The 24359-nt window shown below is 71.5% G+C and carries 21 protein-coding genes; 5 read left to right on the forward strand and 16 right to left on the reverse strand.

What is annotated here, in order from left to right; genetic code table 11:
- Positions 1-97: 97 nt before the first annotated feature.
- The gene (locus TAE01_RS05895; RefSeq protein WP_147064385.1) at positions 98-1081 is read left to right on the forward strand and encodes a peptidoglycan-binding domain-containing protein; all 984 of its coding nucleotides are present in this window, start codon (positions 98-100) and stop codon (positions 1079-1081) included.
- A gap of 100 nt (positions 1082-1181) precedes the next feature.
- Here the strand turns inward: TAE01_RS05895 and TAE01_RS05900 are convergent, their stop codons facing one another.
- The 4 genes from TAE01_RS05900 to TAE01_RS05915 all read right to left on the reverse strand — a co-directional run bounded on the left by TAE01_RS05900 (position 1182) and on the right by TAE01_RS05915 (position 9425).
- Positions 1182-2450 (reverse strand): MFS transporter, encoded by a 1269-nt coding sequence (locus TAE01_RS05900; protein WP_147064388.1) that lies wholly within the window; start codon positions 2448-2450, stop codon positions 1182-1184.
- Positions 2447-5479 (reverse strand): bifunctional [glutamine synthetase] adenylyltransferase/[glutamine synthetase]-adenylyl-L-tyrosine phosphorylase, encoded by a 3033-nt coding sequence (locus TAE01_RS05905; protein ID WP_147064390.1) that lies wholly within the window; start codon positions 5477-5479, stop codon positions 2447-2449. The genes TAE01_RS05900 and TAE01_RS05905 overlap by 4 nt, the downstream gene beginning before the upstream one ends.
- A 79-nt stretch (positions 5480-5558) precedes the next feature.
- Complete coding sequence (gene glnA, locus TAE01_RS05910) at positions 5559-6896, reverse strand: type I glutamate--ammonia ligase (protein ID WP_147064392.1); 1338 nt, start codon at positions 6894-6896, stop codon at positions 5559-5561.
- Positions 6897-7088: 192 nt separating this feature from the next.
- Positions 7089-9425 carry an immune inhibitor A domain-containing protein gene (locus tag TAE01_RS05915; RefSeq protein WP_246111167.1) on the reverse strand — a complete coding sequence of 779 codons (2337 nt, stop codon included), beginning with the start codon at positions 9423-9425 and terminating at the stop codon, positions 7089-7091.
- A gap of 278 nt (positions 9426-9703) precedes the next feature.
- Between TAE01_RS05915 and panB the strand changes: the two genes are divergently transcribed.
- Positions 9704-10594: a 3-methyl-2-oxobutanoate hydroxymethyltransferase gene (panB, locus tag TAE01_RS05920; protein ID WP_147064394.1), complete on the forward strand. Its 891-nt coding sequence runs from the start codon at positions 9704-9706 to the stop codon at positions 10592-10594.
- Between the two features lie 79 nt (positions 10595-10673).
- On the opposite strand, the gene TAE01_RS05925 is transcribed toward panB, so the two are convergent.
- Complete coding sequence (locus tag TAE01_RS05925; protein ID WP_147064396.1) at positions 10674-10880, reverse strand: methionine aminopeptidase; 207 nt, start codon at positions 10878-10880, stop codon at positions 10674-10676.
- A 134-nt stretch (positions 10881-11014) separates the two neighbouring features.
- Between TAE01_RS05925 and map the strand changes: the two genes are divergently transcribed.
- The gene (map, locus tag TAE01_RS05930; protein WP_147064398.1) at positions 11015-11896 is read left to right on the forward strand and encodes a type I methionyl aminopeptidase; all 882 of its coding nucleotides are present in this window, start codon (positions 11015-11017) and stop codon (positions 11894-11896) included.
- A 155-nt stretch (positions 11897-12051) separates the two neighbouring features.
- Positions 12052-12810, forward strand: a complete 759-nt coding sequence (ppgK, locus tag TAE01_RS05935; RefSeq protein ID WP_147064400.1) for a polyphosphate--glucose phosphotransferase — start codon at positions 12052-12054, stop codon at positions 12808-12810.
- Positions 12811-12961: 151 nt separating this feature from the next.
- Here the strand turns inward: ppgK and TAE01_RS05945 are convergent, their stop codons facing one another.
- From TAE01_RS05945 to TAE01_RS05980, 9 genes are all read right to left on the reverse strand, one after another.
- A complete protein-coding gene (locus tag TAE01_RS05945) occupies positions 12962-13903 on the reverse strand; it encodes a serine/threonine-protein kinase (RefSeq protein WP_147064402.1) in 942 nt (313 codons plus the stop codon).
- Complete coding sequence (locus tag TAE01_RS05950; protein ID WP_246111168.1) at positions 13900-14658, reverse strand: cytochrome b N-terminal domain-containing protein; 759 nt, start codon at positions 14656-14658, stop codon at positions 13900-13902. The genes TAE01_RS05945 and TAE01_RS05950 overlap by 4 nt, the downstream gene beginning before the upstream one ends.
- A complete protein-coding gene (locus TAE01_RS20460; RefSeq protein ID WP_186815057.1) occupies positions 14655-14828 on the reverse strand; it encodes a hypothetical protein in 174 nt (57 codons plus the stop codon). Before TAE01_RS20460 ends, TAE01_RS05950 begins: the two co-directional genes overlap by 4 nt.
- Before the next feature lie 120 nt (positions 14829-14948).
- Positions 14949-16520, reverse strand: coding sequence for a hypothetical protein (locus TAE01_RS05955; RefSeq protein WP_147064405.1), 1572 nt, complete (start codon positions 16518-16520; stop codon positions 14949-14951).
- Positions 16496-17302 (reverse strand): ABC transporter ATP-binding protein, encoded by an 807-nt coding sequence (locus TAE01_RS05960; protein ID WP_147064407.1) that lies wholly within the window; start codon positions 17300-17302, stop codon positions 16496-16498. The genes TAE01_RS05955 and TAE01_RS05960 overlap by 25 nt, the downstream gene beginning before the upstream one ends.
- Positions 17303-17324: 22 nt before the next feature.
- Positions 17325-17978, reverse strand: a complete 654-nt coding sequence (locus TAE01_RS05965) for an MBL fold metallo-hydrolase (RefSeq protein ID WP_147064409.1) — start codon at positions 17976-17978, stop codon at positions 17325-17327.
- Positions 17979-18161: 183 nt separating this feature from the next.
- On the reverse strand, positions 18162-18557 hold the full coding sequence (locus TAE01_RS05970; RefSeq protein ID WP_307723828.1) for a MerR family transcriptional regulator: 396 nt from the start codon (positions 18555-18557) through the stop codon (positions 18162-18164).
- Positions 18558-18950: 393 nt separating this feature from the next.
- Positions 18951-20228 (reverse strand): FUSC family protein, encoded by a 1278-nt coding sequence (locus tag TAE01_RS05975; protein WP_147064411.1) that lies wholly within the window; start codon positions 20226-20228, stop codon positions 18951-18953.
- Positions 20229-20266: 38 nt separating this feature from the next.
- Positions 20267-21376, reverse strand: coding sequence for a YihY/virulence factor BrkB family protein (locus TAE01_RS05980; RefSeq protein WP_147064413.1), 1110 nt, complete (start codon positions 21374-21376; stop codon positions 20267-20269).
- Between the two features lie 250 nt (positions 21377-21626).
- Between TAE01_RS05980 and TAE01_RS05985 the strand changes: the two genes are divergently transcribed.
- A complete protein-coding gene (locus TAE01_RS05985; RefSeq protein WP_186815058.1) occupies positions 21627-23354 on the forward strand; it encodes a serine/threonine-protein kinase in 1728 nt (575 codons plus the stop codon).
- 162 nt (positions 23355-23516) lie between these two features.
- On the opposite strand, the gene TAE01_RS05990 is transcribed toward TAE01_RS05985, so the two are convergent.
- Both TAE01_RS05990 and TAE01_RS05995 read right to left on the reverse strand, forming a co-directional pair.
- Positions 23517-23699 (reverse strand): hypothetical protein, encoded by a 183-nt coding sequence (locus TAE01_RS05990; protein ID WP_147064417.1) that lies wholly within the window; start codon positions 23697-23699, stop codon positions 23517-23519.
- A gap of 172 nt (positions 23700-23871) precedes the next feature.
- Positions 23872-24348 (reverse strand): (2Fe-2S)-binding protein, encoded by a 477-nt coding sequence (locus tag TAE01_RS05995; RefSeq protein WP_147064419.1) that lies wholly within the window; start codon positions 24346-24348, stop codon positions 23872-23874.
- Between the last annotated feature and the right edge of the window lie 11 nt (positions 24349-24359).

A 24359-nucleotide genomic window follows, 5' to 3' on the forward strand; every position in this document is an offset into this window, starting at 1 on the left:
TGCCCGCACGGAAACGGACAAAAGGTTTGAATCGGTCTACGCCCGGGCGGTCCTGCCGGGTGACAGCCACCTCGACACCTCAGTCTGGACGTCCCCGATGAACCTCCTCCTCCTTCCTCGACGCCGCGGCCTCGGCCCGGTGCTCGCCGTCCTCGCCTCACTCACCCTCCTCGCGGCCGCGGCCCCCACCGCCTCGGCGGTGGGGGGCGCGGTCCCCGCCACCCCCACCGGCCTGCCCACCACGATCGAGGGACTCTCGCCCTACGTCCCCCCGACCGGGTGCGACCTGCGCGCCCGGACCGGCTCCGTCAAGCTCGCCAAGCTGATCCAGGCGACCTACGCGAACACCTACGGACTGTCGCGCAGCTGCACCTCCGCGACCACGCCGTCGTCCGAGCACTTCGACGGTCGGGCCGTCGACACCTTCTTCAACGTGCGCAACGCCACCGAGCGCGCCGAGGCCAATGCCGTCCTCAGCTGGCTGCTCAGCACCGACAAGGCGGGCAACCAGTACGCGAACGCCCGGCGTCTCGGCGTCATGTACATCATCTGGAACAACAAGATGTGGAGCTCCTACCGCTCCGGCGAGGGATGGCGGCCCTACAGCACGTGCGCGACGACACCGTCCGCCGCCTACGACACGGCCTGCCACCGCAACCACATCCACATCAGCCTCTCCTGGGAGGGCGCCAACGGTCGCACGTCCTTCTGGACGAAGGCGGTCGCGCCGGTGGACTGGGGCCCGTGCCGGCCCGCCGACCTCAACTGGTCGTCCGGCAACGCCGCCCCGAACCCCAGGCCCTGCCCCCGCTACGCGACCGTCAAGGCCCCGACCGGCGCCAGCGCGTTGCTCAAGGAGCTCGTGCCCCGGTCCGGCATGGTCCTGCGACCCGGCATGGCCGGGCCAGCCGTGTCCTCGCTCCAGAAGGCCGTCGGCGTCTCCCCCGTCACCGGCACCTTCGCGTCGGTCACGACGAGCCGGCTCAAGACCTGGCAGACCAGGCACGGCGTCGCGGCGAGCGGCATCGCCGACGCGTCGACCTGGCGCGCCCTGCTCGCGGCGAACGGCATGCACCACTGACCCGCCGGACCGCCGTCGGGGCACGCAACCCCGACGGCGGTCCGCAGCAGGACCGGTCCGGCCCTCGGGCCGGATGGCTCAGGCCGTCGAGCGCGATCGGTCAGGCGGCGCGGGACGACGTGGCGGCATACGCGTGGTCGACGGCCGTCCGCACCCGACGGTGGGGCCACGTCGCCGCGACGACGGCGATGAGCGCGAGACAGGCCGCAGCACAGACCGAGACCCCGGTGGGGGCGCTCGTGTGCTGCCCGACCCAGCCGGCGGCGAGGAACGACAGGCCGGCGGCTGCGATGGACACGCTGCCGGCGAGGCTGAAGATGCGACCGCGCAGGGCCGGCTCGGTGACGAGCGCGAAGGTCGCCTGCAACGGCACCATGAACGCCTGGAGCGTGCCCGAGACGAAGAAGAGCGCGGCGACGACCCAGATCGGCGGCTGCAGGAACGTCAGCAGCAGCGGCACCGGCATGAGCAGTGCGAGCGGCACGATGGACTGGTTCTGCTGGCGCACGTCGCGGCGCCCGATGACGATGATGCCGACGATGGCGCCGACGATGGGGGCCGCCATGAGCATGCCGCCCCACCCGTTGCGCCCGGCGATGGGAATGGCGAGGGCCTCGGGGGCGGCGATGCCGAGGCTGGCCACCGCGCTCAGCGTCACGAGCCGGGCGAGGACGGGGTGGCGGGCCAGGTCGCCGGCCGCGGTCGACAGGTCGTGGACGAAGCCGCGCAACCCGCGGCCACGATCGCCCCGGACCGGTCGCAGCGGCACGACGAAGAGGATGACCAGAGCAGCTCCGACGAAGGTGAGCAGGTCGAGCAGCAGCCCCGTCTCGGGGCCGACGAGGGCGATGATGCCGCCACCGACCGCGAGCCCGATCGCCTGGTTGAACTGCTCGGACATCGCGCCCAGGCCCACGGCGCGCGCGTAGAGGTGGCGGTCCTCGAAGAGATCGGTGAGCAGCACCATGTTGGACGCCGTCGACGCGCCCCCGACCAGCTCGAGGGCGAAGAGGACGAGGAACATCAGCCACAAGGTCGAACCGGCGAAGACGAGCCACATCAGCCCCAGCACGCAGGCCGCCCGGACGAGGTGGGACCAGATGAGCACCCACTTGTACGGGAACCGGTCGACGACCGGACCGACGAGGCTGCGCCCGAAGAACGTCGGGACGAGGCTCACCGCGAGCGTCGTCGCCGTCGCCAGCGGCGAGGACGTGCGCTCGTAGACCACGGCGGCGATCGTCACGCGGGCGATGTAGTCGCCCCACATCGACAGGGCGTTGGCCAGGAAGATCGGCAGGTAACGGGGCACCCGGAGGACGGCGCCGTACGTCGGCACACTGCCGCCCTGGCCCTCGCTCCGAGTCACGGGACGACGCTACCCCGAGGTGGGGACTCGTAAAAGTTGAAATCAGTGGCGTGACGCGACCGTCTCGCCACCCGGCGCCACAGCTCGGCGAGGGCGGCGCCCTCACCGGCGGATCGGCCCATGATCCGACCGACGCCGTCGAGGTCACGCAGGTCGGACGGCACGCTGTCGATGGGCCGACCGCGCCACAGGACGCCGGCGTTGCGCATGAGCGCGCCGAGCTGCCAGGCCTCCCGGAGGGCGTCGACGTCCTCGGCGGGGACGAGCCCCTCGGAGCGGAGGGCAGCCAGCCCGGCCATCGTGCCGGTCACCCGGAGGGCGGGCCGGGCGTGGGCGTGCCGCAGCTGCTGCAGCTGGACGACCCACTCGACGTCGGTGAGACCACCGCGCCCGAGCTTGAGGTGCGTCCGCGGGTCGGCGCCCCGCGGCAGGCGCTCGCTCTCCACCCGAGCCTTGAGGGTGCGGATGTCGCGGACCTGGCTCTCGGTGATCCCACCCTCCGGCCAGCGCAGCGGGTCGATGAGCTCGAGGAAGGCCGCGGCCAACGACTGCGGCCCGGCGACCGGCGTGGCGCGCAGCAGGGCCTGGAACTCCCAGGTGAGCGCCCACCGCTCGTAGTAGGTCCGGAAGGAGTCGACGCTGCGCACGAGCGGGCCCGCCTTGCCCTCGGGACGCAGGTCGGCGTCGAGGCCGAGGCCGGGGTCGGGCCCCGAGCCGGACAGCAGCTTGCGCAGCTCCTGGACGACGAGCGTCGCGCGCGCCTGGACCTCCTGCTCCGACGAACCCGGATGCGGCTGGTGCACGAACATGACGTCGGCGTCCGAGGCGTAGCCGAGCTCACGGCCGCCGAAGCTGCCCATGGCGACGACGAGGACGTCTCCGCCGACGGGCGCGCCCTCGCGCCGCTCGACCTCGCGCGTGGCGACCTCGAGAGCGACCTGGATCGTGGCTCCCGTGAGGTCGGCCAGCGCAGCGCCGACCCCGGCCAGGTCGATGACCCCGACGAGGTCGCTCATGACGATGCGGAGCAGCTCGTGTCGCCGGATCGCGCGGATCGCCGCGACCGCGTCGGCGGCGGAGTCGCGCCGGCCGGCCGCCGACTGCATCGTCGCCGTGACGGCCTCACGGCTCCGGGGCGTCAGACCGTTGTCGTCACCGAGGATCGACACGCTCTCCGGTGAGCGGACGAGGAGGTCGGCGGCATACCTGCTGCGGGCCAGGCAGTGCGCGAGCCGGTCGGCGGCCCGACCCTCGTCGCGGAGCATCTTGAGGTACCAGTGCGTCGTGCCGAGCTCGTCGGACACGCGCCGGAAGGACAGCAGGCCCGCGTCGGGGTCCGCCTCGTCGGCGAACCACCCGAGCATGACGGGCAGCAGCGTCCGCTGGATCGCGGCCCGCCTGCTGACACCCGTCGTCAGGGCCTCGATGTGGCGCAGCGCGCCCGCCGGGTCGCGGAAACCGAGCGCTGCCAGGCGCTGTCGTGCCGCCTCCGGGCTGAGCCTGGACTCGGTGGGGCTGAGCTTGGCCGCCGCCGCGAGCAGGGGCCGGTAGAAGAGTCGTTCGTGGAGGCGGCGCACCTCCCGGGCCGAGGCCTGGCGGTCGGCGACGACGGCGCGCTCGGGGTGCGTGCGGTGCCCCATGGCGCGACCGAGGCGGCGCAGGTCGGCCTCGGTCACCGGCATGAGGTGGGTGCGCCGCAGCCGGTGGAGCTGGATGCGGTGCTCGAGGCAGCGCAGGTGCCGGTAGGCGCGGTCGAGGACGGCTGCGTCCTCGCGACCGACGTAGCCGCCGCGAGCCAGGGCCGAGAGCGCCTCGAGCGTCGTGGCCGACCGGAGGCTGGGGTCGGTGCGCCCGTGGACGAGCTGGAGCAGCTGCACGCTGAACTCGACGTCGCGCAGGCCACCCGGGCCGAGCTTGAGCTGACGCGCGGCCTCGTTGGCCGGCACGTGCTGCTCGACCCGGCGCCGCATGGCCTGGACGTCCTCGACGAAGTTGTCGCGACCGGCGGCCTCCCACACCATGGGCGAGATCTCGGCCTTGTAGCGCAGGCCGATCTCCTTGTCGCCGGCGGAGACCCACGCCTTGAGCAGCGCCTGGAACTCCCAGGTCTTGGCCCAGCGCTCGTAGTACGCCTTGTGGCTGCTGATGGTGCGCACCAGGGGTCCGTGCTTGCCCTCGGGGCGCAGCGCGGCGTCGACGGGCCACAGGCTGCCCTCCGGCGTCGGGACCGAGCAGGCCCGCATCAGGGCCGTCGCCAACGCCGTGCCGACGCGCAGAGCGGTCTCCTCGTCGGCCCCCTCGGCCGGCTCCGCGACGAAGATGACGTCGACGTCGCTGACGTAGTTGAGCTCGCCACCACCGGTCTTGCCCATCCCGATGACCGCCAGCCGACAGGCCTCGTGACCGGGGCCGTGCTCCTCGCGGGCGATGACGAGGGCCGCCTCGAGGGCGGCCTCGGCCAGCTCGGCGAGTGCCTCACCGACGGCCGGCATCTCCCCCAGCGGGTCCGCGGCCGTGACGTCGAGCGCAGCGATCCGCAGCAGGCCACGGCGGTAGGCGATGCGCAGCGCGTCGTGCGCCGTGAGCTCGCCCCGGCCCTCGGCCACGGCCGAGACGAGCTCGGCGCGCACCTGCTCTCCCGTGTGTCGCTCGGCGCGGGCGGCGTCGACCCAGTGCTCCGGGTGACGGACCAGCTCGTCGACGAGGGCGGTCGAGGCGCCGAGCACACCGAGGACGCGCACCCGGCCGACTCCCGCCGTCGCGAGCTCCGTCGCGAACGCCGACACACCCCAGCCCGGGGCGTCGTCGAGACGCCCGAGCGCCTCCATGACGCGCACCAGCCCGAGCAGGCACTGGTCGGGGTCGGCGGTGTCGCCCATCACGGCTGCGAGGTCGTCGAGCTGGCCGCCGTCGACGGCGGACCGGATCGGCAGCAGCGCGCGGTCGTCGATGAGGCCGACGGCGCGATCGGGGTCGGCGAAGCCGAGCCGGGCCAGGGCGCCCTCGGTCGTGCTGGTGCGTGATGACATGGGGGTCGAATCGCTAGGTGCCGGTGGGTCGCTGGGGTCGTTCGGACGCGCTCGGGCGCGCTCGGAGTCGGAGGGTGCGTCAGAGCCGGGGCAGGTAGCGCTCGAGCTCGAAGCGGGTGACCTCGTGACGGTAGTCGAGCCACTCCTGCCGCTTGTTGCGCAGGAAGAAGTCGAAGACGTGCTCGCCGAGGATGTCGGCGACGAGCTCGCTCTCCTCCATGACCTCGAGCGCGCGGCCGAGCGAGGAGGGAAGCGGCTTGATGCCCATGGCGCGGCGCTCGGAGTCGGTGAGGCTCCAGACGTCGTCCTCGGTCTCGGGCGGCAGCTCGTAGCCCTCCTCGATGCCCTTGAGGCCCGCCCCGAGCAGGACGGCGAAGGCGAGGTAGGGGTTGCACGCGGCGTCGAGCGAGCGGACCTCGACGCGCGTCGACTGACCCTTGTTGGGCTTGTGCATGGGGACGCGCACGAGCGCTGACCGGTTGTTGTGACCCCAGGTCAGGTGCGCCGGGGCCTCTCCCCCACCCCAGAGCCGCTTGTAGGAGTTGACCCACTGGTTGGTGACGGCCGCGATCTCGGCCCCGTGGCGCAGCAGTCCGGCGATGAACTGCCGCCCGACCTTGCTCAGCTGGTAGGGGGCACCGGCCTCGAAGAAGGCGTTGGAGTCGCCCTCGAAGAGCGAGAGGTGCGTGTGCATGCCCGAGCCGGGGTGCTCGGAGAACGGCTTGGGCATGAAGGTCGCGTAGATCCCCTGCGTCAGGGCGACCTCCTTGACGACCGTTCGGAAGGTCTGGATGTTGTCGGCCGTGCTCAGGGCGTCGGCGTAGCGCAGGTCGATCTCGTTCTGACCGGGCGCGCCCTCGTGGTGGCTGAACTCGACCGAGATCCCCATGTTCTCGAGCATCGTGATGGCCGCACGACGGAAGTCGTGACCGGTGCCGTGCGGCACGTGGTCGAAGTAGCCGGCGTCGTCGACCGGGATCGGCCGGCCGTCGGCGTCCCTGCCCTGCTCGAGCAGGAAGAACTCGATCTCGGGGTGGGTGTAGAAGGTGAAGCCGAGGTCCGCGGCCTTGCCGAGGGCCCGCTGGAGCACGTGGCGCGGGTCGGCGAAGCTCGGCGTGCCGTCGGGCAGCTGCAGGTCGCAGAACATCCGGGCCGTGCCGGGCGGGTCTCCGCGCCACGGGAGGATCTGGAAGGTCGAGGGGTCGGGCTTGGCCAGCATGTCGGCCTCGTAGACCCGGGCGAAGCCCTCGATGGCCGAACCGTCGAAGCCGATGCCCTCGGCGAAGGCCCCCTCGAGCTCGGCCGGCGCGACGGCCACCGACTTCAGCGTGCCGAGGACGTCCGTGAACCACAGACGGACGAAGCGGATGTCTCGCTCTTCGATCGTGCGCAGCACGAACTCTTCCTGACGGTTCATGTGTCGATCCTGCCGCATGGGTGTTTCACGGATGTTGCGACACACGAGCTCGGGACGAGAGGCCTGTCGTATGCCGGGTGGTTCGTGGGGTGCGCCTGCCTCGTTCGTCGCTGGGCGGGCGACGCGGAGGGCCCCCGGGAACACGTCCCGGGGGCCCTCGCTGTCATGACCCGAGGGTCATGACGGGTTCGGTCACTTGAACTGGACCTTGACCTCGAGCTCGTTGCCACCCTGACGGGTCTTGGCCACGGTCATGGTCGTGCCGGAGCCGGCCACCTTGGTGGACGCCCACGGGTTGTCGGCCGTCCAGTAGCGGTTCGGGTCGCGGTCGTCGAAGGTCGGGATCGCGGGCTGCGACGGGACCTTGGTGGCGACGCCGTTGCGGTGGAAGGTCACCGCGTCGGTCTTCTCCTGCCCGAACGTGGCGTCGAACGGCTGGCGCCGGTTGCCCAGCATCGTCCGTGTGCCGTCCACGTTGTTGAGCATGATCGGTGCCGGTCGGGCGTCGACGGGCAGGATCTCGCCGCCGCCGGGGTGGGCGGAGGTGTTGTTGTCGCCGTACTCACCGTTGGCGAACCAGACGAGCATGCCGTTCTGGTACGGGAAGCGCTCCACCCAGTCGGGCTTGCTGTTGCCCCAGCCGAAGTTGTACGGGCCGGTCTTCAGCGTCTTGTCGTAGCCGCTGTAGGTGCGGTTCTCGGCGAAGTAGAAGTCCTGGACCTGCTTGGACGTCGTGCCGTTGCTGATCGCGAAGCCGCCCTTGGCGACCCAGGCGCCGGCGCCGGACTCGACGTCGTCGACCTTCCCGGTCACGCCGTCGGTGGTGACGGCGATGTCGTCGACGAAGGCCTCGCTCGAGACGCCGCCGTCCGTGGCGACGCGGAAGCGGAACTGGACGTTCTGGCCCTTGTAGGCCGAGAGGTCCCACGACTTCTGCGCCCAGCCGAAGACACCGTTGACGGGCGTGCCGACCTGGGTCCACGTGGCGCCGTTGTCGGTCGACACCTCGCCGTACATGTAGTCGTAGTCCTGCTCGAGGTTGCCCTGGACGAAGGCGCTGATCGACGCCGAGGTCGTGGCGGCGGTCAGGTCGACCGGTCGCGACAGCGTCGAGTTGAGGTTGTCGCCGAAGCCGCTCCACCACTCGGCCTTGCCCGAGTGGGGCGTGTTGCGCTTCGTGGTGACGGTGCGCTCCGGCAGCGGCACGACGAGGGCCTGGACCGAGTCGCTCTTGGTCGCCAGGTCGGCCTGGCTCAGCTTGACCGTGGTGTCGGTGCCGAACGGGACGACCTTGTGGTCGAGCCAGCCGAGCTGGAGCTTCTCCCACGGACCCATGTAGCCGGGGGTCGTGCCGATCGAGTCGGTGCCGTGGTTGAGCCACGAACCACCGCTCATGAGCGTCCAGAAGGCGGTGCTGTTGTCGCCGCCCTGGGTGTCGTAGAGGTCGGGCAGACCGAGGTCGTGGCCGAACTCGTGGGCGAAGACGCCGAGGCCACCGTTCTCGGGCTCGGTCGTGTAGTCACCGATCCAGATGCCGGTGTCACCGATCTGGATGCCACCGAGCTTGTTGCCCTCCGGGCCGACCTTGCCGGCACCGGTGGAGTTGACGTACCAGCGGTGCGACCAGATCGCGTCGGTGCCCTGCGCACCACCGCCGGCCTCCTCACCCTCACCGGCGTGGATGGCCTGGAAGTGGTCGATGTAGCCGTCAGGGCGGTTGTAGACGCCGTCGCCCTTGGAGTCGTAGCGGTCGACCTTGTCGAACTGCTGGAGGTAGGCGCGGATCTGCTCCGTCGTCTTGCCCTGGGCCTTCTGGTCGGCGTACCACGCCTGGGCCGTGTCGTTGATGTAGGCCCAGTAGCCGTTGGACTGCGGGACCGTGTTGGAGCCGTAGCGCGCCTCGTTGTAGGGGACCTTGACCCAGTCGGAGACGTCACCCTTGGCGAGGAAGCGGCCGTTGGACTGCTTCTGGTAGAAGTCCTTGAAGGACTCGCCGTCGCCGAACATCATGTCCATGTAGTGCTGGCGGTTGAAGTCCTTGAGCCAGTACGTCGAGTTGTCGTCGGTGCTGTTGCCGTCCCAGTTGCGGTCGGGTGCCGCGATCTGGTTGTGCACCGGGCCGGCCGCCGTCGACTGACCGGGGTAGGTCTTGTCGCCGAAGTCGGTGAGGATCGTGAAGATGTCCTCCTCGCGGTTGACCGGGTAGTTGACGTACTTGGACTTCTTGGGCTTGCCGTTCTTGTCCTTGCCCTTGTCCTTGACCTCGATGACGCGGTTGCCGTTGATGGTCTTGGTCGTGGCCTCGCCCTTGAGGAGCTTGGCGACGGCATCCTTGCGCTCGGCGGTCTGGGCCTCGGCGAGGGGGTTGGGCAGGTTGTCCGGGCGGGAGGCCTGCGCAGCGGCGGGGTCTCCGCTCACCGGGGCCTTCGCAAGCGGGGTTGCCTGAGCCTGCATCGGCGCGGCGAACCCGGCGACGACGAGCGCCCCCACGGCCAATCCCGAGACAGCACTCCAATGGCGCTTGTTCACGATCTGTCCTCCTGGATACAAGGCGCCTCATATCGGGCACCTCGCGGTATAAGAACACAGATCTCAGACAATGTGGCGCCCAGTCACAGGTAAATCGAAAAAACTTGTGCTTCAAGGCAGTTCGACGCAAGGAACGTAAATTCTTCGTAAAGGAGTGGCCGCTGGGTCTTGGCATCCCGAGCGGCATCGGCTACGCGTCACAGCCGTCCCAGCAGCCCTACGACGGCGGCCGCCGACAGGCCCCGAAGGGCCCGTCACTCCCCCGATATGCTCCCCGGATGAGCGCAGACGCCCCCGAGGAGCAGAGTCCCTACGGTGCGGGAAGCCGGGGCCCGTCCCCCGCCCCGGTGGCTGACGGCGCCCCGTCGCCCCGCAAGGTGCGCATCCCCCACCTGCACGCCATGAAGGCCGAGGGCCGCAAGTGGGCGATGCTCACGGCATACGACATGTATGCCGCCCAGATCTTCGACGAGGCCGGCATACCCGTGCTGCTCGTCGGCGACTCGGCGGGCAACAACGTCTTCGGCTACGAGACCACGGTCCCCGTCACCCTGGACGAGATGATCCCGCTCGTCCGGGCCGTCTCGACGGCCGCCCGCCGGGCGCTCGTCGTGGCCGACCTGCCGTTCGGCGCCTACGGCGCCTCCGTCGAGCAGGGCTTCGCGAGCGCCGTCCGGCTCATGAAGGAGGGTCTGGCGCACGGGGTGAAGCTCGAGGGCGGCACGGCGATGGCCCCGCTCGTCAAGGCGCTCACCGACGCCGGCATCCCCGTCATGGCGCACCTGGGCTTCACCCCGCAGAGCGAGCACCAGCTCGGCGGCTACCGGGTGCAGGGTCGCGGCGACGCGGCCGACGCCCTCGTCGAGGAGGCACGCGCACTGCAGGACGCCGGCGCCTTCGCCGTCGTGCTCGAGATGGTGCCGGCGCCCGTCGCCGCGCGCGTCACCGAGGTCCTCAGCATCCCGACGATCGGCATCGGGGCCGGCAACGGCACCGACGCGCAGGTCCTGGTGTGGAGCGACTTCGCAGGGCTGCGCTCCGGGAAGGCACCACGCTTCATCAAGAAGTACGCCGACCTCCGCGGCACCCTGCTCGAGGCGGCGCAGGCGTATGCCGCGGACGTCGAGTCAGGCGCCTTCCCCGACGCGGAGCACTCGTTCGACGCCTGACGGCGCCGACGTCAGAGCCCGTCCGGTCGTGACCGGACGGGCTCTCGCGAACCTGCGACAGGGTGGCGCCGGACGCGGCTCAGTCGTCGCCGGCGCCCGATCCGCCGGTCCCGCGCTCGTTCCAGTCACGGTCCTGGGAGTCCCACTGCTCGGTCTTCTTGTGGGCCGTCTCGAGCGCGGCCTGCGCCTCGGCCTCGGTGGCGTACGGGCCGAGCACCTGCTCGCCGCGGCTGCGGTTGTCATCGGTCTCGACCTGACCCGTGTCGACGTTGTACCAGAAGCTCACCTGCGGACTCCTTCTCTCTGCGGACTCTCTGCGAGCCCTCTGCGGACCCTTGCGACTTCACACCCGGTCCGGGCGGGTCCGCCCCGTGAACGCCACGCGTGGACGGCACCCGCCGACGACCTAGACTCCACCGTATGCCGTTGCTCCAGCCGCGGGTGTCACCACACCCCCTCAGTCCGCGCCGACCGGTGCCCGCCTCGATCGAACGGCCGCACTACGTCGACGTGCCCAACCCGCGCGAGGACGGCGACCTGCGCATCAAGGACGCCGAGACCATCGAGAAGATGCGGATCGCCTCACGCATCGCCGCCACGGCGATGGTCGAGGCCTCCAAGGCCATCGCCCCCGGTGTCACCACCGACGAGCTCGACGCCGTCGCCCACGAGTACATGCTCGACCACGGCGCCTACCCGTCGCCCTTGGGCTACAAGGGCTTCCCGAAGTCCGTGTGCACGAGCGTCAACGAGGTCATCTGCCACGGCATCCCCGACGCCTGTCCCCTCGAGGACGGCGACATCGTCAACATCGACGTGACCGCGTACATCCACGGGGTCCACGGCGACACCGACGCCACCTACCTCGTCGGCGACGTCGACGAGGAGTCGCGCCTGCTCGTCGAGCGCACGCACGAGGCCATGATGCGCGGCATCCGCGCGGCCCGCCCCGGCCGTGAGATCAACGTCATCGGCCGGGTCATCGAGAGCTACGCGAAGCGCTTCGGCTACGGCGTCGTGCGCGACTTCACCGGTCACGGCATCGGTCTGGAGTTCCACTCGGGCCTCATCGTCCCCCACTACGACGCCGCCCCCCACTACGAGACGGTCATCGAGCCGGGGATGACCTTCACCATCGAGCCGATGCTCAACCTCGGCACCCACGAGTGGGACATGTGGGACGACCGCTGGACCGTGGTCACCCGCGACCACCGGCGCTCGGCCCAGTTCGAGCACACCATCGTCATCACCGACGACGGCAACGAGATCCTCACCCTCCCGGAGGGCGAGCCGGCCGCCTGAGCCGACGCCCCGCGTCGTCGCGCGAGTCCCGCGCGTCGCAGTACCGTGCAGCACCATGCAGCACCCGATCCACCAGCTGACCCCTACTGACACCGACTGACCCCGACTGACACCGACTGACCCCCGACCACGCCCTCGACAAGGAAGCACGGACCATGGCCAAGCACGGCAAGCCCCTCGGCATCGACATCGGCGGCAGCGGCATCAAGGGGGCGCCCGTCGACCTCAAGGCGGGTGAGCTCGCCGGCAAGCGGCTCAAGATCCTGACGCCCAAGCCGGCCACCCCCGATGCCGTGGCCGAGGTCGTCGACCAGATCGTCGACCACTTCGCCGACGTGACCGGCGACTCCCCCATCGGCGTCACCGTGCCGGCCGTCGTCATCCGCGGCACGGTGCTCTCGGCGGCCAACATCGACCCGTCGTGGATCGACACCGACGCCGAGGCCCTCATCAAGGAGCACACCGGTCGCGCCGTGACCGTGCTCAACGACGCCGACGCGGCCGGTCTCGCCGAGATGTACTACGGCGCGGCCAAGGGCGTGCAGGGTCTCGTCATCCTCACGACCCTGGGCACCGGCATCGGCAGCGCCATCATCCACGACGGCCGGCTCGTGCCGAACTCCGAGCTCGGCCACCTCGAGATCGACGGCTACGACGCCGAGGACCGCGCGGCATCGTCGGTCAAGGACGCCGAGGGCCTCTCCTGGGACGAGTACGTCGAGCGGCTCCAGACCTACTACGACACCATCGAGAAGCTCTTCTCCCCTGACCTCATCATCGTCGGCGGCGGGATCTCCAAGGACAGCGACGACTTCCTGCCGAAGCTGAAGCTGCGCTGCCCGATCGTCCCGGCGCAGCTGCGCAACCAGGCCGGCATCATCGGCGCGGCGCACCTGGCTGCCGACCTGGCCTGAGGCCCCGGCCCACCTCGAGCCGAGCCGCCCGAGCCGCCCGAGCCACTGGAGCCACTGGAGCCACTGGAGCCACTGGAGCCGGAGGCGGTCCTGGCCGGCGCACCCCGTGTGCACCGGCCCGGACCGCCGTCGTCGGCCCCCGGGCCGTGCCTCAGCGTCGGTGGTTCCAGCTGCGCCAGACGAGCCGGTGCACGCCCAGGTGTCGGGGCAGCGTGCGCAGTCCCGGGATCCACGGGATGCAGATGAAGCCGATGCTCAGCAGGATCATGAGGGCCCAGACCTGGATGTCGGCGTTGTCGGACGTCGCGAAGGGCGGCACCTGGTACCAGAGCGAGTAGAGCCACAGCCACGGCTGGCCGGGGTAGTTTCCCGTCTCGTTCATGATGCCCCACTGGTCGCCGCCGAGGTTCTGCGCCCGAGCCAGGTCCTCGAGGTGGGTCCCGTCGGCGAGCAGGAGCAGCGCCTTGGTGCTGTCGACGCCGAAGAAGCTCGTCCGCGAGGTGAGCAGTCCCTCGAGGGACCCGCTCTCGGCGAGCTGCAGCTCGGCCGCAGCGATGGCCGGGACCGGTCCGTAGTCGCCGGCGGCCACCTTCGCGGGGTCACCGTCCGGCGCCTTCGACAGGGCGTCCGAGTACGCGGTCGCCCAGGCCTGCTGCCGGTCGGCGGAAGCTGCCTCCCAGACCCGAACGGCCGCCACCGCAGCGGCGTCCGAGGTGAGCGTGCGCACGGGGTCGAGGACGAGGTCCTTGGCCGAGTCCACGGGCTGGGTCACTCCCGGCAGGGTCTGCAGGTTGACCGGGCCCAGCGTCTGTCCGGTGCCTGCCGTGTTGTAGGGCGCCCCGTAGCCGGCGCTCGTCGTCGTGCCGGCGAGCTCACCGGCCGCCGTCGCGACGACGTCGGCCGGGGCCTGGCGCGCCCACTGCTGCAAGGAGATCGCCGGATCGTCGGGCGAGGAGAAGACGAGCGCGGCGACGACGCTGAGCATCGTCACCACCGCGAGCGCGATGACGAACTCCTTGACGAGGTCGTAGCGCCGGGTGGGAAAGGCGTGCGAGTCGGGCGTGATCCCCCAGCCGCCGGTGCGGGCACTCATGACTCCGGCCCCTGACGGACGGGCACCGCGGGCACCGGGGCCGTGGCGGGAGTGCCGGGAGTGGTCGGACGAGCAGGCTCGTCCGCCGTCGAGAGCGCGGGGTCCTCCGCGCCGATGGGTGGGGCGACACCGCGACGCCGCACGAGGACGAGGTGCACCACGACGATGCCACCGACGACCAGTGGGAGGAGCGAGACGTGCCACAGGACCATCTGGCCGAGGTTCATGACGTTGAAGTAGGCCCCGATCCCGGCAGCGTTGAGTCCGTCCTTGGCCTGGGTGGAGATCCACTGCGAGTCGAAGTTGGTCTGGATCAGGTAGCCCGTGAAGGCCGTTCCCAGGGATCCGAAGAACGCGAGCGCGCCGGTGGCCCAGGTGAGCCCGCGGTTGCCGCGCCACGAGGCCATGAAGAACTTGCCCCAGAGGTGGATCACCATGGTGGCGAAGAAGAGCTCGACGCTCCAGAGGTGCACCGAGTTGACGAAGTGCCCGAGCGAGTTCGAGTGCCACCAGGTGACGCCGCCCAGCGTCAGCACGAGGCCCGAGACGATGATGACGACGAGGCTGGCGAGGCACGCGACCCCGAAGACGTAGATCCACGAGGCGACGTAGGCCGGCTGCCGGTCCGGCAGCCACTGCCCCTTGGGCACCAGACCCTCGACCCACCGGGTCAGGGCTGCGGTCCAGGTGTCACTTCCGCGGCGGGGGGCTGGCTCCGCCGACGTCGGGCGCACGGAGGCCGGGGCCCGGCTCATCGATCCTCGTCCTCACGCGAGGAGGGGAAGGGCAGCACGAGCGCGAGCATGAAGACGACGATCATCAGGAGGATGACGACGAGGTTGGCGACGGTGATCGTCAGCCAGCCCCACTGGACGACGGGACCTGCAGGCACTGGCTGTGATGCGGCGAGGAACTGGGTGATCATCTCTGGCCTCCGGGTGCGCGAAGCTGTGAGTCCTCCTGCCCGGTGCAGATCTACTACACAACGTAAGAGTAGGGCGCGTGGTCCCGGTGCGGACCGGAATGGGATCTTCGGTCGGTGACCTCAGACACGCCGGAGGGTCGCGAGCAGCTCGGGGGCCCGCCGGTCGAAGAGCCGAGCTCCTGCGCGCAGACCCGTGAGGCCGACGGCGCCCCCGAGCCCGAGGCCCACGACACCGGCCCCCCAGACCGCCCACTCCGACCCCTGCCAGGCCACCCAGGCCAGCACGAGGGTGGGCGACGCCAGCCCGAGCGTGGCGACGCTCGCCAGCGACTGCGCGGCCATCGTGATCCCCGCTGCACCCGGAGGAGCGTTGAAGGGGCTCTCTCCCGACTCCGCGACGGGATAGGGCAGCACGACGCTCATGACGCTCGAGACGGCATACCCGGCGCCGAGCAGCCCCACGGACAGGCCGAGGACTGCCGGCAGCAGGTCCCACCGACCCGCGACGGCCACGCCGACGAGGACGTAGGCCGGGACGAGGACGGCCGCGAGCAGGACCGCCGGCACGAGACGACCGCCCCGGTCGTCGCGACCCGACGTGCCCGAGACGATGTGCAGCCACAGGGCGTCGGACTCGTAGGCCACGGAGTTGTGCTCGCTCCACCCGACCAGGAAGGAGACGAGCGGGCCCATGAGCAGCGGTGTCCAGACGAGATGGCCCGTGTAGAACGGGATGAGCAGTGCGAGCGGGACGAGCGGCGTCATCACCATGCTGATCTGGTAGCGCGGGTCGCGACGCCAGTAGGTCAGCACCCGCGCCGCGACCGCCCCCGCGGGGGTGCCCGGCAACCGCGTCAGCAGCCCCAGGTCGTCGCCCATCGAGGTCCCGGAGTCGGTCCGCGACACGGCACGTGGGTCGTCGACCTCGCCACGCAGCACCCGCGACCACAGCGCGAAGACGAGCACGAGGAGGGCGGCCGCCAGCGCCAGGCGCACCAGCCCGGTCCCGACCTCCCCGGCGGCGACGTCGCCGGGCGCAGCCCACGCCCACCCGAGCGGGGACCACGCGACGACCCGAGCGGTGGCCGTCGCCATCCCCCTCAGGTCGCCCCCGAGGTTGGCCACGAACGAGACCGCCGGCCCGACGACGACGAGGAGCAGCAGCCCGAGCACGGCGATGACGTCTCGGCCGCGACGGCTCGAGATCGCGTTCGTCATGACGGCCGAGACCCAGCGGCTCGTGGTGATGGCGGTCAGCAGACCGATGAACGTCGACACGACGGCCACGAGGGTCGACGCCGGAGTGTGCGACCACGCGACCACGACGCCGGCCGAGAGCACCATCGAGGCGATGGAGGGCAGGCCGACGAGCGCTGCCGCCACGAGCCCGACCGCCAGCTCCCGGTGCGGGACCGCGAAGGTGGCGAAGCGCCCGGGGTCGAGCGTCGGGTCGGAGCCGAACGAGAAGAGCGGCACGACGGTCCAGAGGACGATGCCGGCCGCGCCGGCCAGCGGGAGGACGACACGCGCCGCGTCGAGCGACGCTCGGAAGGAGGCCAGGATGACGGCGAGTCCGGCGACGAGGACCGCGAAGTAGACGATGCCGACGATCGCCCCGATCGCCTGGGCGCGACTGCGCCTGAAGATGTTGCGCAGCAGGGCGAGCTTCAGTCGGACGAGGTGCGCAACCACGACAGCCCCACCACCTCGGTCGACCCGCCGACGAGGTCGACGAAACGCTCCTCGAGCGAGCGCCCTGCCCTGACCGCGTCGAGCTCACCCGCGGCGAGGACCAGCCCGTCGGAGATGACGGCGACGTGGGTGCAGATGCGCTCGACGAGGTCCATGACGTGGCTCGAGAGCACGACGGTGCCCCCGGACTCGACGAAGCCGGTGAGGATGCGGCGGATCGTCGCCGCCGAGATCGGGTCGACGGCCTCGAACGGCTCGTCGAGCACGAGGACCCGGGGGGCGTGGACGAGCGCCGAGGCGAGTGTCACCTTCTTCGTCATGCCGGCCGAGTAGTCGACGACGAGCTTGCCCTGGGCCTCCGTGAGACCGAGCGCGGCCACGAGCTCGGCCGCCCGCTCCGACGCGAGCTCACGGGACAGGCCGCGGAGGAGCCCGGCATACGTGATCAGCTGGAGGCCGGTGAGCCGGTCGAAGAGCTTGAGCCCGTCGGGGAGCACGCCGACCAGTCGCTTGGTGGCGACGGGGTCGGACCACACGTCGCGGCCGAGGACGAACGCGTGGCCCGCGTCAGGACGCAGCAGGCCCGTGACCATCGACAGCGTCGTCGTCTTGCCTGCGCCGTTGGGGCCGACGAGCCCGAAGAACGAGCCGCGGGGCACGTCGAGGTCGATGCCCTTGACCGCGATCAGGTCACCGAAGCGCTTGCCCAGGCCCCGCAGTGCGATGGCCGGCCCGCCCGTCGGACGCTGTTGCGGTACAGGCAGATCCGCGATGTCGCTCATGCCACTCCCCCGAGCTCGAGCGTCAGAACGTCGCTGACTCGGCGTCGCGCAGCGGGACGTACGTCAGGCCCTCGACACCGGAGAACTGCTCGATGTGGCCGGAGTACATCCGGTGCCCGACCTCGCTGAGCAGCGCGTCGTGGATCGGGATGAAGGTGCGTGGTGCGATGCGGCCGACGAACGCGATGGAGTCACGGCTCGCGGCCCACGGGGCGCTGAGCGGGTGGGCCAGCACGTCGACCGGGCCGGGCTCCCCGTCGTAGGCGTCACCGGGGTGAAAGAGCGAGGGCTCGCCCTCGGCTCGCAGCACGACCCCGACGTTGGGGATGCGCGGCATCGCCGCGTGGTTGAACGCGTGGAGCTCACCGACCGGCGTCACCACCACGTCACCCACGGTGAAGTCCTCGCCCTGGCGGGACGGCACCGCGGCCAGCCCCTCGGCGCGCAGCTTCTCCGCGGTGAGCGGGTCGGTGTGGACCGTGGCCCCGGGGTTCGACCGCAGCAGGGCGCTGACCCGCTCGGGGTCGAAGTGGTCGGCGTGGTTGTGGGTCACGAGGACGGCGTCGAGCCCGGTGAGCTCGTCGAACCCCGACGAGAAGCTGCCCGGGTCGATGAGGATGCGGCGGTCAGCGGCCTCGACGAGGAGGCAGGCATGGCCGAGGTGAGTCACGCGCATGGCACCACCTAACCACGCTGCGGACGGCGCAGGCCGGACGACAGACTCACCACAGGACGGTGTTTCGGTGGGAGCGGGGTGGGAGCCACGGGTGGGTCGTCACGTACTGGGTGCTCGTGGCCGACGTCGTCGCGCTCGTCGTCGACGTGCGCGACGCCCCGCGCCGCTGGGGTCGATGCCGTGTCACGTGTCGGCGCGGGCCATCGTGGACGCGTACATCCCGATCTTGACGTCGATGGCCTCGAGGTGCTCGTGCACCTCGGCGAGCTGAGCGAGCACCCGCGCACGGTGGGTCTGGAGGAGCGCCAGCCGCTCGGCCTCGTTCCCGGCGCCCTGGCGGCACAACGCGGCATACGCCTTGACCTCGCGGATCGACATGCCCGTGGCACGCAGGCGCGTCAGCATCGTGACCCAGGTCAGGTCACGGTCGGTGTAGACGCGGTGCCCGGAGGTCGTGCGGCCCACGCTGCGCAGCATGAGCCCGTCCCTCTCGTAGTAGCGCAGCGTGTGCGGGGTCAGGCCGGTGCGCTCGGCGGCCTCGGCGATGGTCATTCCCTCGACCGGTGCGGTGACAGTCACCCGCCCATGGTCGGCCTTGGAGTGCACTCGAAGTCAAGCCGGCGGCGAGGACTCGCGCCCGCGCCGGCCCGGGCCCCCGGGACAGGTCGAGCCTCGGGTGCGGCGCTGCCCGCGCCGGCCGGGACGGCCGACGGACGCGCTCAGCCGGTGCTGCGCCGCCGGCCACGTCCAGCACTCGCACGACGCGACAGGCGGGGTCACGGACGGGCGCGAGCTGCAGGTCGGTTCCGGCACGGGAGGCTCCTCTCGACGATCACTCGACGGCAGCCGGCCACGTGGCGGGATCCCGGTCACGACACCGGCAGCGGCAACGGCAACGGGGCCTTCCGGGAGGACGGCACGTGGTGGCGCCCTGGTAACGAGGTCGAGCCGCCCCGGGTCATGCGCCGCACCTCAGCGTGGAGTGTGATCCGCCTGACGTCCGCGACCGTGCCGGCGCAGACGCGCCCAGACGGGTGACGAGGTCGGGGGCAGGCGCAGCGCTCCGGTGTCGCTGGGCACCACGGCGGAGTCCCGAGCTGACTCGAGCTCGCCGATCGCCCGGAGGGAGTCGCTGATGAGGGAACCGTAGACCGGCCACTCGTCGGGGTCGTCGAGCGGAGTCGTGCGCACCTCCTCCCTCAGCTTCGTCAGGACGCGGGACGCCTTGGCGATGCCGGCGTCGAACGCGGCCGCGGCGGCGTCGTCGTGGCGCCCGAACTGGGACACGGCCTCGGCCAGTCCCGAGAGGGCGTCGGCGTACTCGACGAGGAACGACTCCGACGGCGTCGGCTGGTGCCGGCTCTCGTCGGCGGCGTCGACGAGCGTCCGCGCGATCCCCGTCGCCTGCCACAGGGTGCGGCGCAGCGTGGTCACCGTGTGCTCGTAGCCCTCCCAGTCGACGTCGGCCGGTCGGATGTTGTCGCGCAGGTTGAAGCGCATGCTCTCCCGGCCGGTGCGGATGTCCTCGAGCACGAACGGCGCCCGGTCCGCGATCTCGCTCCCGCGGCGGTACCACCGGTTGGCGGACCTGGTGTCCCAGTCACCTCTCAGTCCCTCGGCCATCTCGTCGAGGAGCTCGCGGACCTGCCGGGCCAGCGCCGAGACCCGCTGGCGGGGCTTGGTCAGGTGCAGGGGGGCGAGGACGATCGCGTTGGTGGCCACGCCGATGACGCCGCCCGCGATCGTCTCGACGATGGTGAGGTAGGTGAACTGCGCGTTCGTCCCCTTGGCGGTGATGAGCGACAGCAGCACCATAGCGGGGACCTGGATCCCGTGGTCGCCGAGCCGGGACCAGCGCCCGATGACGAGGGCGACGAGGATGACGCCGAACATCGTCCACCAGTAGACGCCGAAGACGGTCGCGACGACCCAGGCGACGCTGAGGCCGAGGACGACCGCCGCGATGCGCTGCGCGCTCGCCGACAGGGACCTCACCATCGTGCGGTCGACGACGAGGAGCGCCGCCATCGGCGCGTAGAACGGTACCGGGCTGTGCAGCAGCCGGACGGCGAACTGCCAGGCGAGCACGGTGGCGACGGCGGCCTTGACGAGCAGGAGGAGGGCGTCGCGCTCGGGTCCGGCCTGACGCATCGCCCGACCCAGCGCATGGATGCGCTGTCTCGTGTCGTCCTGCCACTGGCTCACGAGCCGCCGCCCCCGCACGATGCCGACCCGTCGAGCGGGGCGCATGCCGCGTCTCCCACGTGCCCAGCCTAGGCCCGTGGCGCTCAGACCGACCGCCGCTCGGCTGCCTCGGCGGCCGCACGCCGGTCCACGTCGTCCATGGCTCGCGTGTCACGCGGCTCGGCGAAGGGTTCGAGGTCCTCGGGCACGCCCTGGGCGATGGCCCGGCTGCGGTCGAGCTCGGCGTTGACCTCGGCGCCGAGCAGGATCGCGATGTTCGTCAGCCACAGCCAGACGAGGAAGACGACGACACCGGCCAGCGAGCCGTAGGTCTTGTTGTACGACGAGAAGAAGGCCACGTAGACGGCGAAGAGTCCCGAGACGACGAGCCAGATGACGACGGCGATGACGCCACCGGGGCTGACCCACTTCACCCCGCCCTGCTTCGCGTTGGGGCTCGCCCAGAAGAGCACCGCGAAGAGGACCGACACGAGCACGAGCAGGACCGGCCACTTGAGCACCCCCCAGACGAGCAGCGAGGTGTCGCCGGCGCCGACGAGACCGCCGACCTGCTGGGCGACCGGGCCGCTGACCACGACGATGACGGCGCTGATGATCATGACGACGACCGCGAAGAGGGTCACTCCCACCCGGATCGGCACGGTCTTCCAGATCGGGCGGCCCTCGGGGATGTCGTAGATGACGTTCGAGGCGCGCATGAACGCGGAGACGTAGCCCGACGCCGACCACAGTGCCACGAGCAGGCCGAGGACCGCTCCGAGTCCGGCGCCGGTCCGGTTGGCCTGCGCCTGGGCGATGAGGGTCCGCACGAAGTCCGCGCTCGAGCCGGGGGCGATGGCCTGGACCTGGCTGACCACCTGCGAGGTGGCGTCCCGGCCGAGCAGGCCGAGCGCGGCGACGAGCACGACGAGCGCCGGTGCGATGGACAGCAGTCCGTAGTACGTCAGCGAGGCGGCCAGGTCGGTCAGGTTGTCCCGCTTGAACTCGGCGCGCGCCCGCTTGAGCACGGCGACGAGCGACGCCCGCGGCAGGTCGGTCGGGCTCTCGGGTTCCGCGTCCGGGGCCGCCCCGTCCCGGCGGGGTCCGCGCTGCTCCCGGTGCCCAGGGTGCTGCTCGCTGTGGCGGCCGACATCGTCCGTCGTCTCCAGGGGATCGCGGACCGAGTCGCGCGCGTGGTCGTCTGCTGCTGCCATGCCCCACGCGTACCCAGTGGGCTGTGCGCCCGCACCGAGACGTGACCGGGACGGGGCCGGGACGGGGCCGGGTCACCGGGACCCCGGCGGCAGTGGCAGCATGGGGCGCCGGTCTGGGTACGAGCCACCCGGGCGCCGACTCCTGCGCGACGGTCGGCAGAGACGACCCGACGACCTGACGACCGCGCCCGCGGCGGTGAGAGCCGTGCGGACCAGAGGCAACCCGAGCACGCTCCGGAGGGAGTCGAGGATGGTGGACGAGCAGCCGGTCCTCATCGCTGCGCGCTACCGGTTGATGAACCGGATCGGCGCCGGCGGGATGGGCCACGTGTGGCTGGCCTGGGACGAGCGCCTCAACCGCGCCGTGGCCGTCAAGCAGCTGCACTCGCCCGTCGGCCTCCCCGAGGACGAGGCCCGCGTCGCGCAGGACCGCGCCATGCGCGAGGCGCGCATCACGGCGCGGCTGCACCACCCCAACGCCGTGCCCGTCTTCGACGTCGTGGACCACGACGGCGCCCCCTGCCTGGTCATGCAGTACCTCCCGTCCCGCAGCCTCCAGGCGGTGCTCACCGAGCGGGGACCGCTCCCGGCGCGTGAGGTGGCGAAGGTCGGTGCGGAGCTGGCGTCCGCCCTCGCAGCAGCGCACCGCGCGGACATCGTCCACCGGGACGTCAAGCCCGGCAACGTCCTCATCGCCGACGACGGCACGGCCCGCATCACCGACTTCGGCATCTCGCACGCACTCGGTGACGCGTCCCTGACCTCGACGGGGATGGTCACCGGCACGCCCGCCTACCTCGCGCCGGAGGTGGCGCGCGGCACCTCGTCGAGCGCCGCGTCCGACGTGTTCTCCCTCGGCGCGACGCTCTACGCCGCCGTCGAGGGAGCGCCGCCCTTCGGCACGGGCGACAACGCCATGGCGCTGCTGCACCGGGTCGCCTCCGGGTCCATCACGCCACCCTCGGACGGACCGCTGGCCGGCGTCCTCGGCGCCATGCTGGCGGCCGACCCCGCGGACCGACCGTCGATGCGGGACGTGTCGGCCGAGCTCGCCGAGATCGCCGCGACCGGCGGCCCCGGAGCGGCCACGGGCGCACCGGCAGGTCGCCCCGACCGCACCCGGGTGCTCCCGGCGGCCGGTGCGGCGGCGCTCCCCGCGCCATCCCCCGGCGCCGGCGGCCCGGCCCCGTCCCCCGCGACGGGCGACGGGGGTGGACCCCGGGCCGTCCAGGGCCCCCCGACGCGACCCACGACGCCCCTGGTCCCGGCGGCCACGGCCGACGACACGGCATACGCCCGCCCGTCGGGCGCCACGACCCCGCCCGCCACGCCCGGAACCCCCGCGGCCCGTGACGATGCGCGCCGGCGCGGGCGTGGGCTCGTGCTGCTCGTCGGGCTGGTCGCCCTCGTCGGCCTCGGCTTCGTCGTGTGGGCGCTGCAGGGCGACGGTGCCGCCCCCAGCGGACAGGCAGCCCGTCCCCCGGCGACGTCGGTCGCCACGCCACGGGCGAGCACGGCGGCGCCCAGCACGTCGACCGCCCCACGGCCGTCGCCGTCCACGAGCCCCACGAGCCGGCCCACGGCCTCGAGACCGACCACGAGGCCGACCACGACGCCTGCGCCGCCCACCTCGTCCGCGCCACCGGCCGGCACGAGCGCGGCCGACCTGACGCGCGCCGTGCGCGACTACTACGCCCTGCTGCCCGGCAACACCGCCGCCGGCTGGGCGCGACTGACCGACCACTACCGGTCGACCACTGCCGGGAGCCGCTCGACCTATGACCGCTTCTGGGCCTCGGTCGACTCGGTCCAGGTCACCCAGGCCACCGGGTCTGCTCCGGGCTCGGTCGTGGCCACGCTCCGATACGCCTTCTCCGACGGCCGGCGCTTCGAGGAACGGACCTCCTACACCCTCGTCGAGGACGGCGGCATCCTCAAGATCGACCGTTCGTCGGTGCTCAGCAGCCGCCAGCTCTGACCCGGGCGTCATCCGCGCCCAGGCACCGGACGCGTCCGCGCGGACCTCGCTCGAGCCCCCACCGGCCGCGTTCGGGTGGCCATGCCCTCAGATCATTGGGGCGGGGCGCCGCGGCCGGCGGGGTGCTCGTGTGATGCGGGTGGTCCGGTGACGGTCAGACCGTCACGGGCAACGCCACATGACCAGTGAACGCGTGGAGTGCCCCGCGCGGTTCCGCGACGCACCGACGGGAGCGACGACGCTGGTGGTGCAGGCCTGCACGAGGCGCTCGAGCATCGCTGCTCGCTCGGTGCCCGTCATCACGGTCGCGCTGGTCTCGTCGTCGCCCGGCGTCATTGCGCTCATCGAGGTCTCCCTGGTCGTAGCACCCGGCTCAACCCAGTGGCCGGTGTCCCGGGAACAGGTGTACCAGTCCGGTTCGATCGATTCATCCCCAATGCCCGATTTCTGCAAGAAAGTCTCAAGAAAGTTGCAAGGGACGACAAGCGGAGGCCCTCGTGGCGACCGGGAGAGGGAGTCACATCCGGGCGGCTCCGTCGCGCACGGCCTCCCTGATCCGGTTGTACGTGCCGCACCGACAGACGTTGCGTATGCCGTCCAGGTCGTCATCGGTGATCTGGCGGCCCCCGGCCTGCACCTGGTGCACGAGCGCGACCGCGGCCATGATCTGGCCGGGCTGGCAGTAGCCGCACTGGGCGACGTCGCGCTCCAGCCACGCCTCCTGCATGGGGTGCAGGTCGGCGCCGACCGTGTCGGGCAGCCCCTCGATGGTCGTGATCTCGTCGTCGGGGCCGACGTCCTTGACCTGGACCGAGCACGGGTTGAAGGCCTTGCCGTTGATGTGCGAGGTGCAGGCCTTGCAGACGTTGATCCCGCACCCGTACTTGGGCCCGGTGATGCCGAGGACGTCGCGCAGGACCCAGAGGAGCCTGACGTCGTCGGCGACGTCGACGGTGACGGCCTCGCCGTTCACCCGGAAGGTGTGCTGTGCCATGGGGATGCTCC

The organism is Terrabacter aerolatus, assembly GCF_007991735.1.
Lineage (GTDB): Bacteria > Actinomycetota > Actinomycetes > Actinomycetales > Dermatophilaceae > Terrabacter > Terrabacter aerolatus.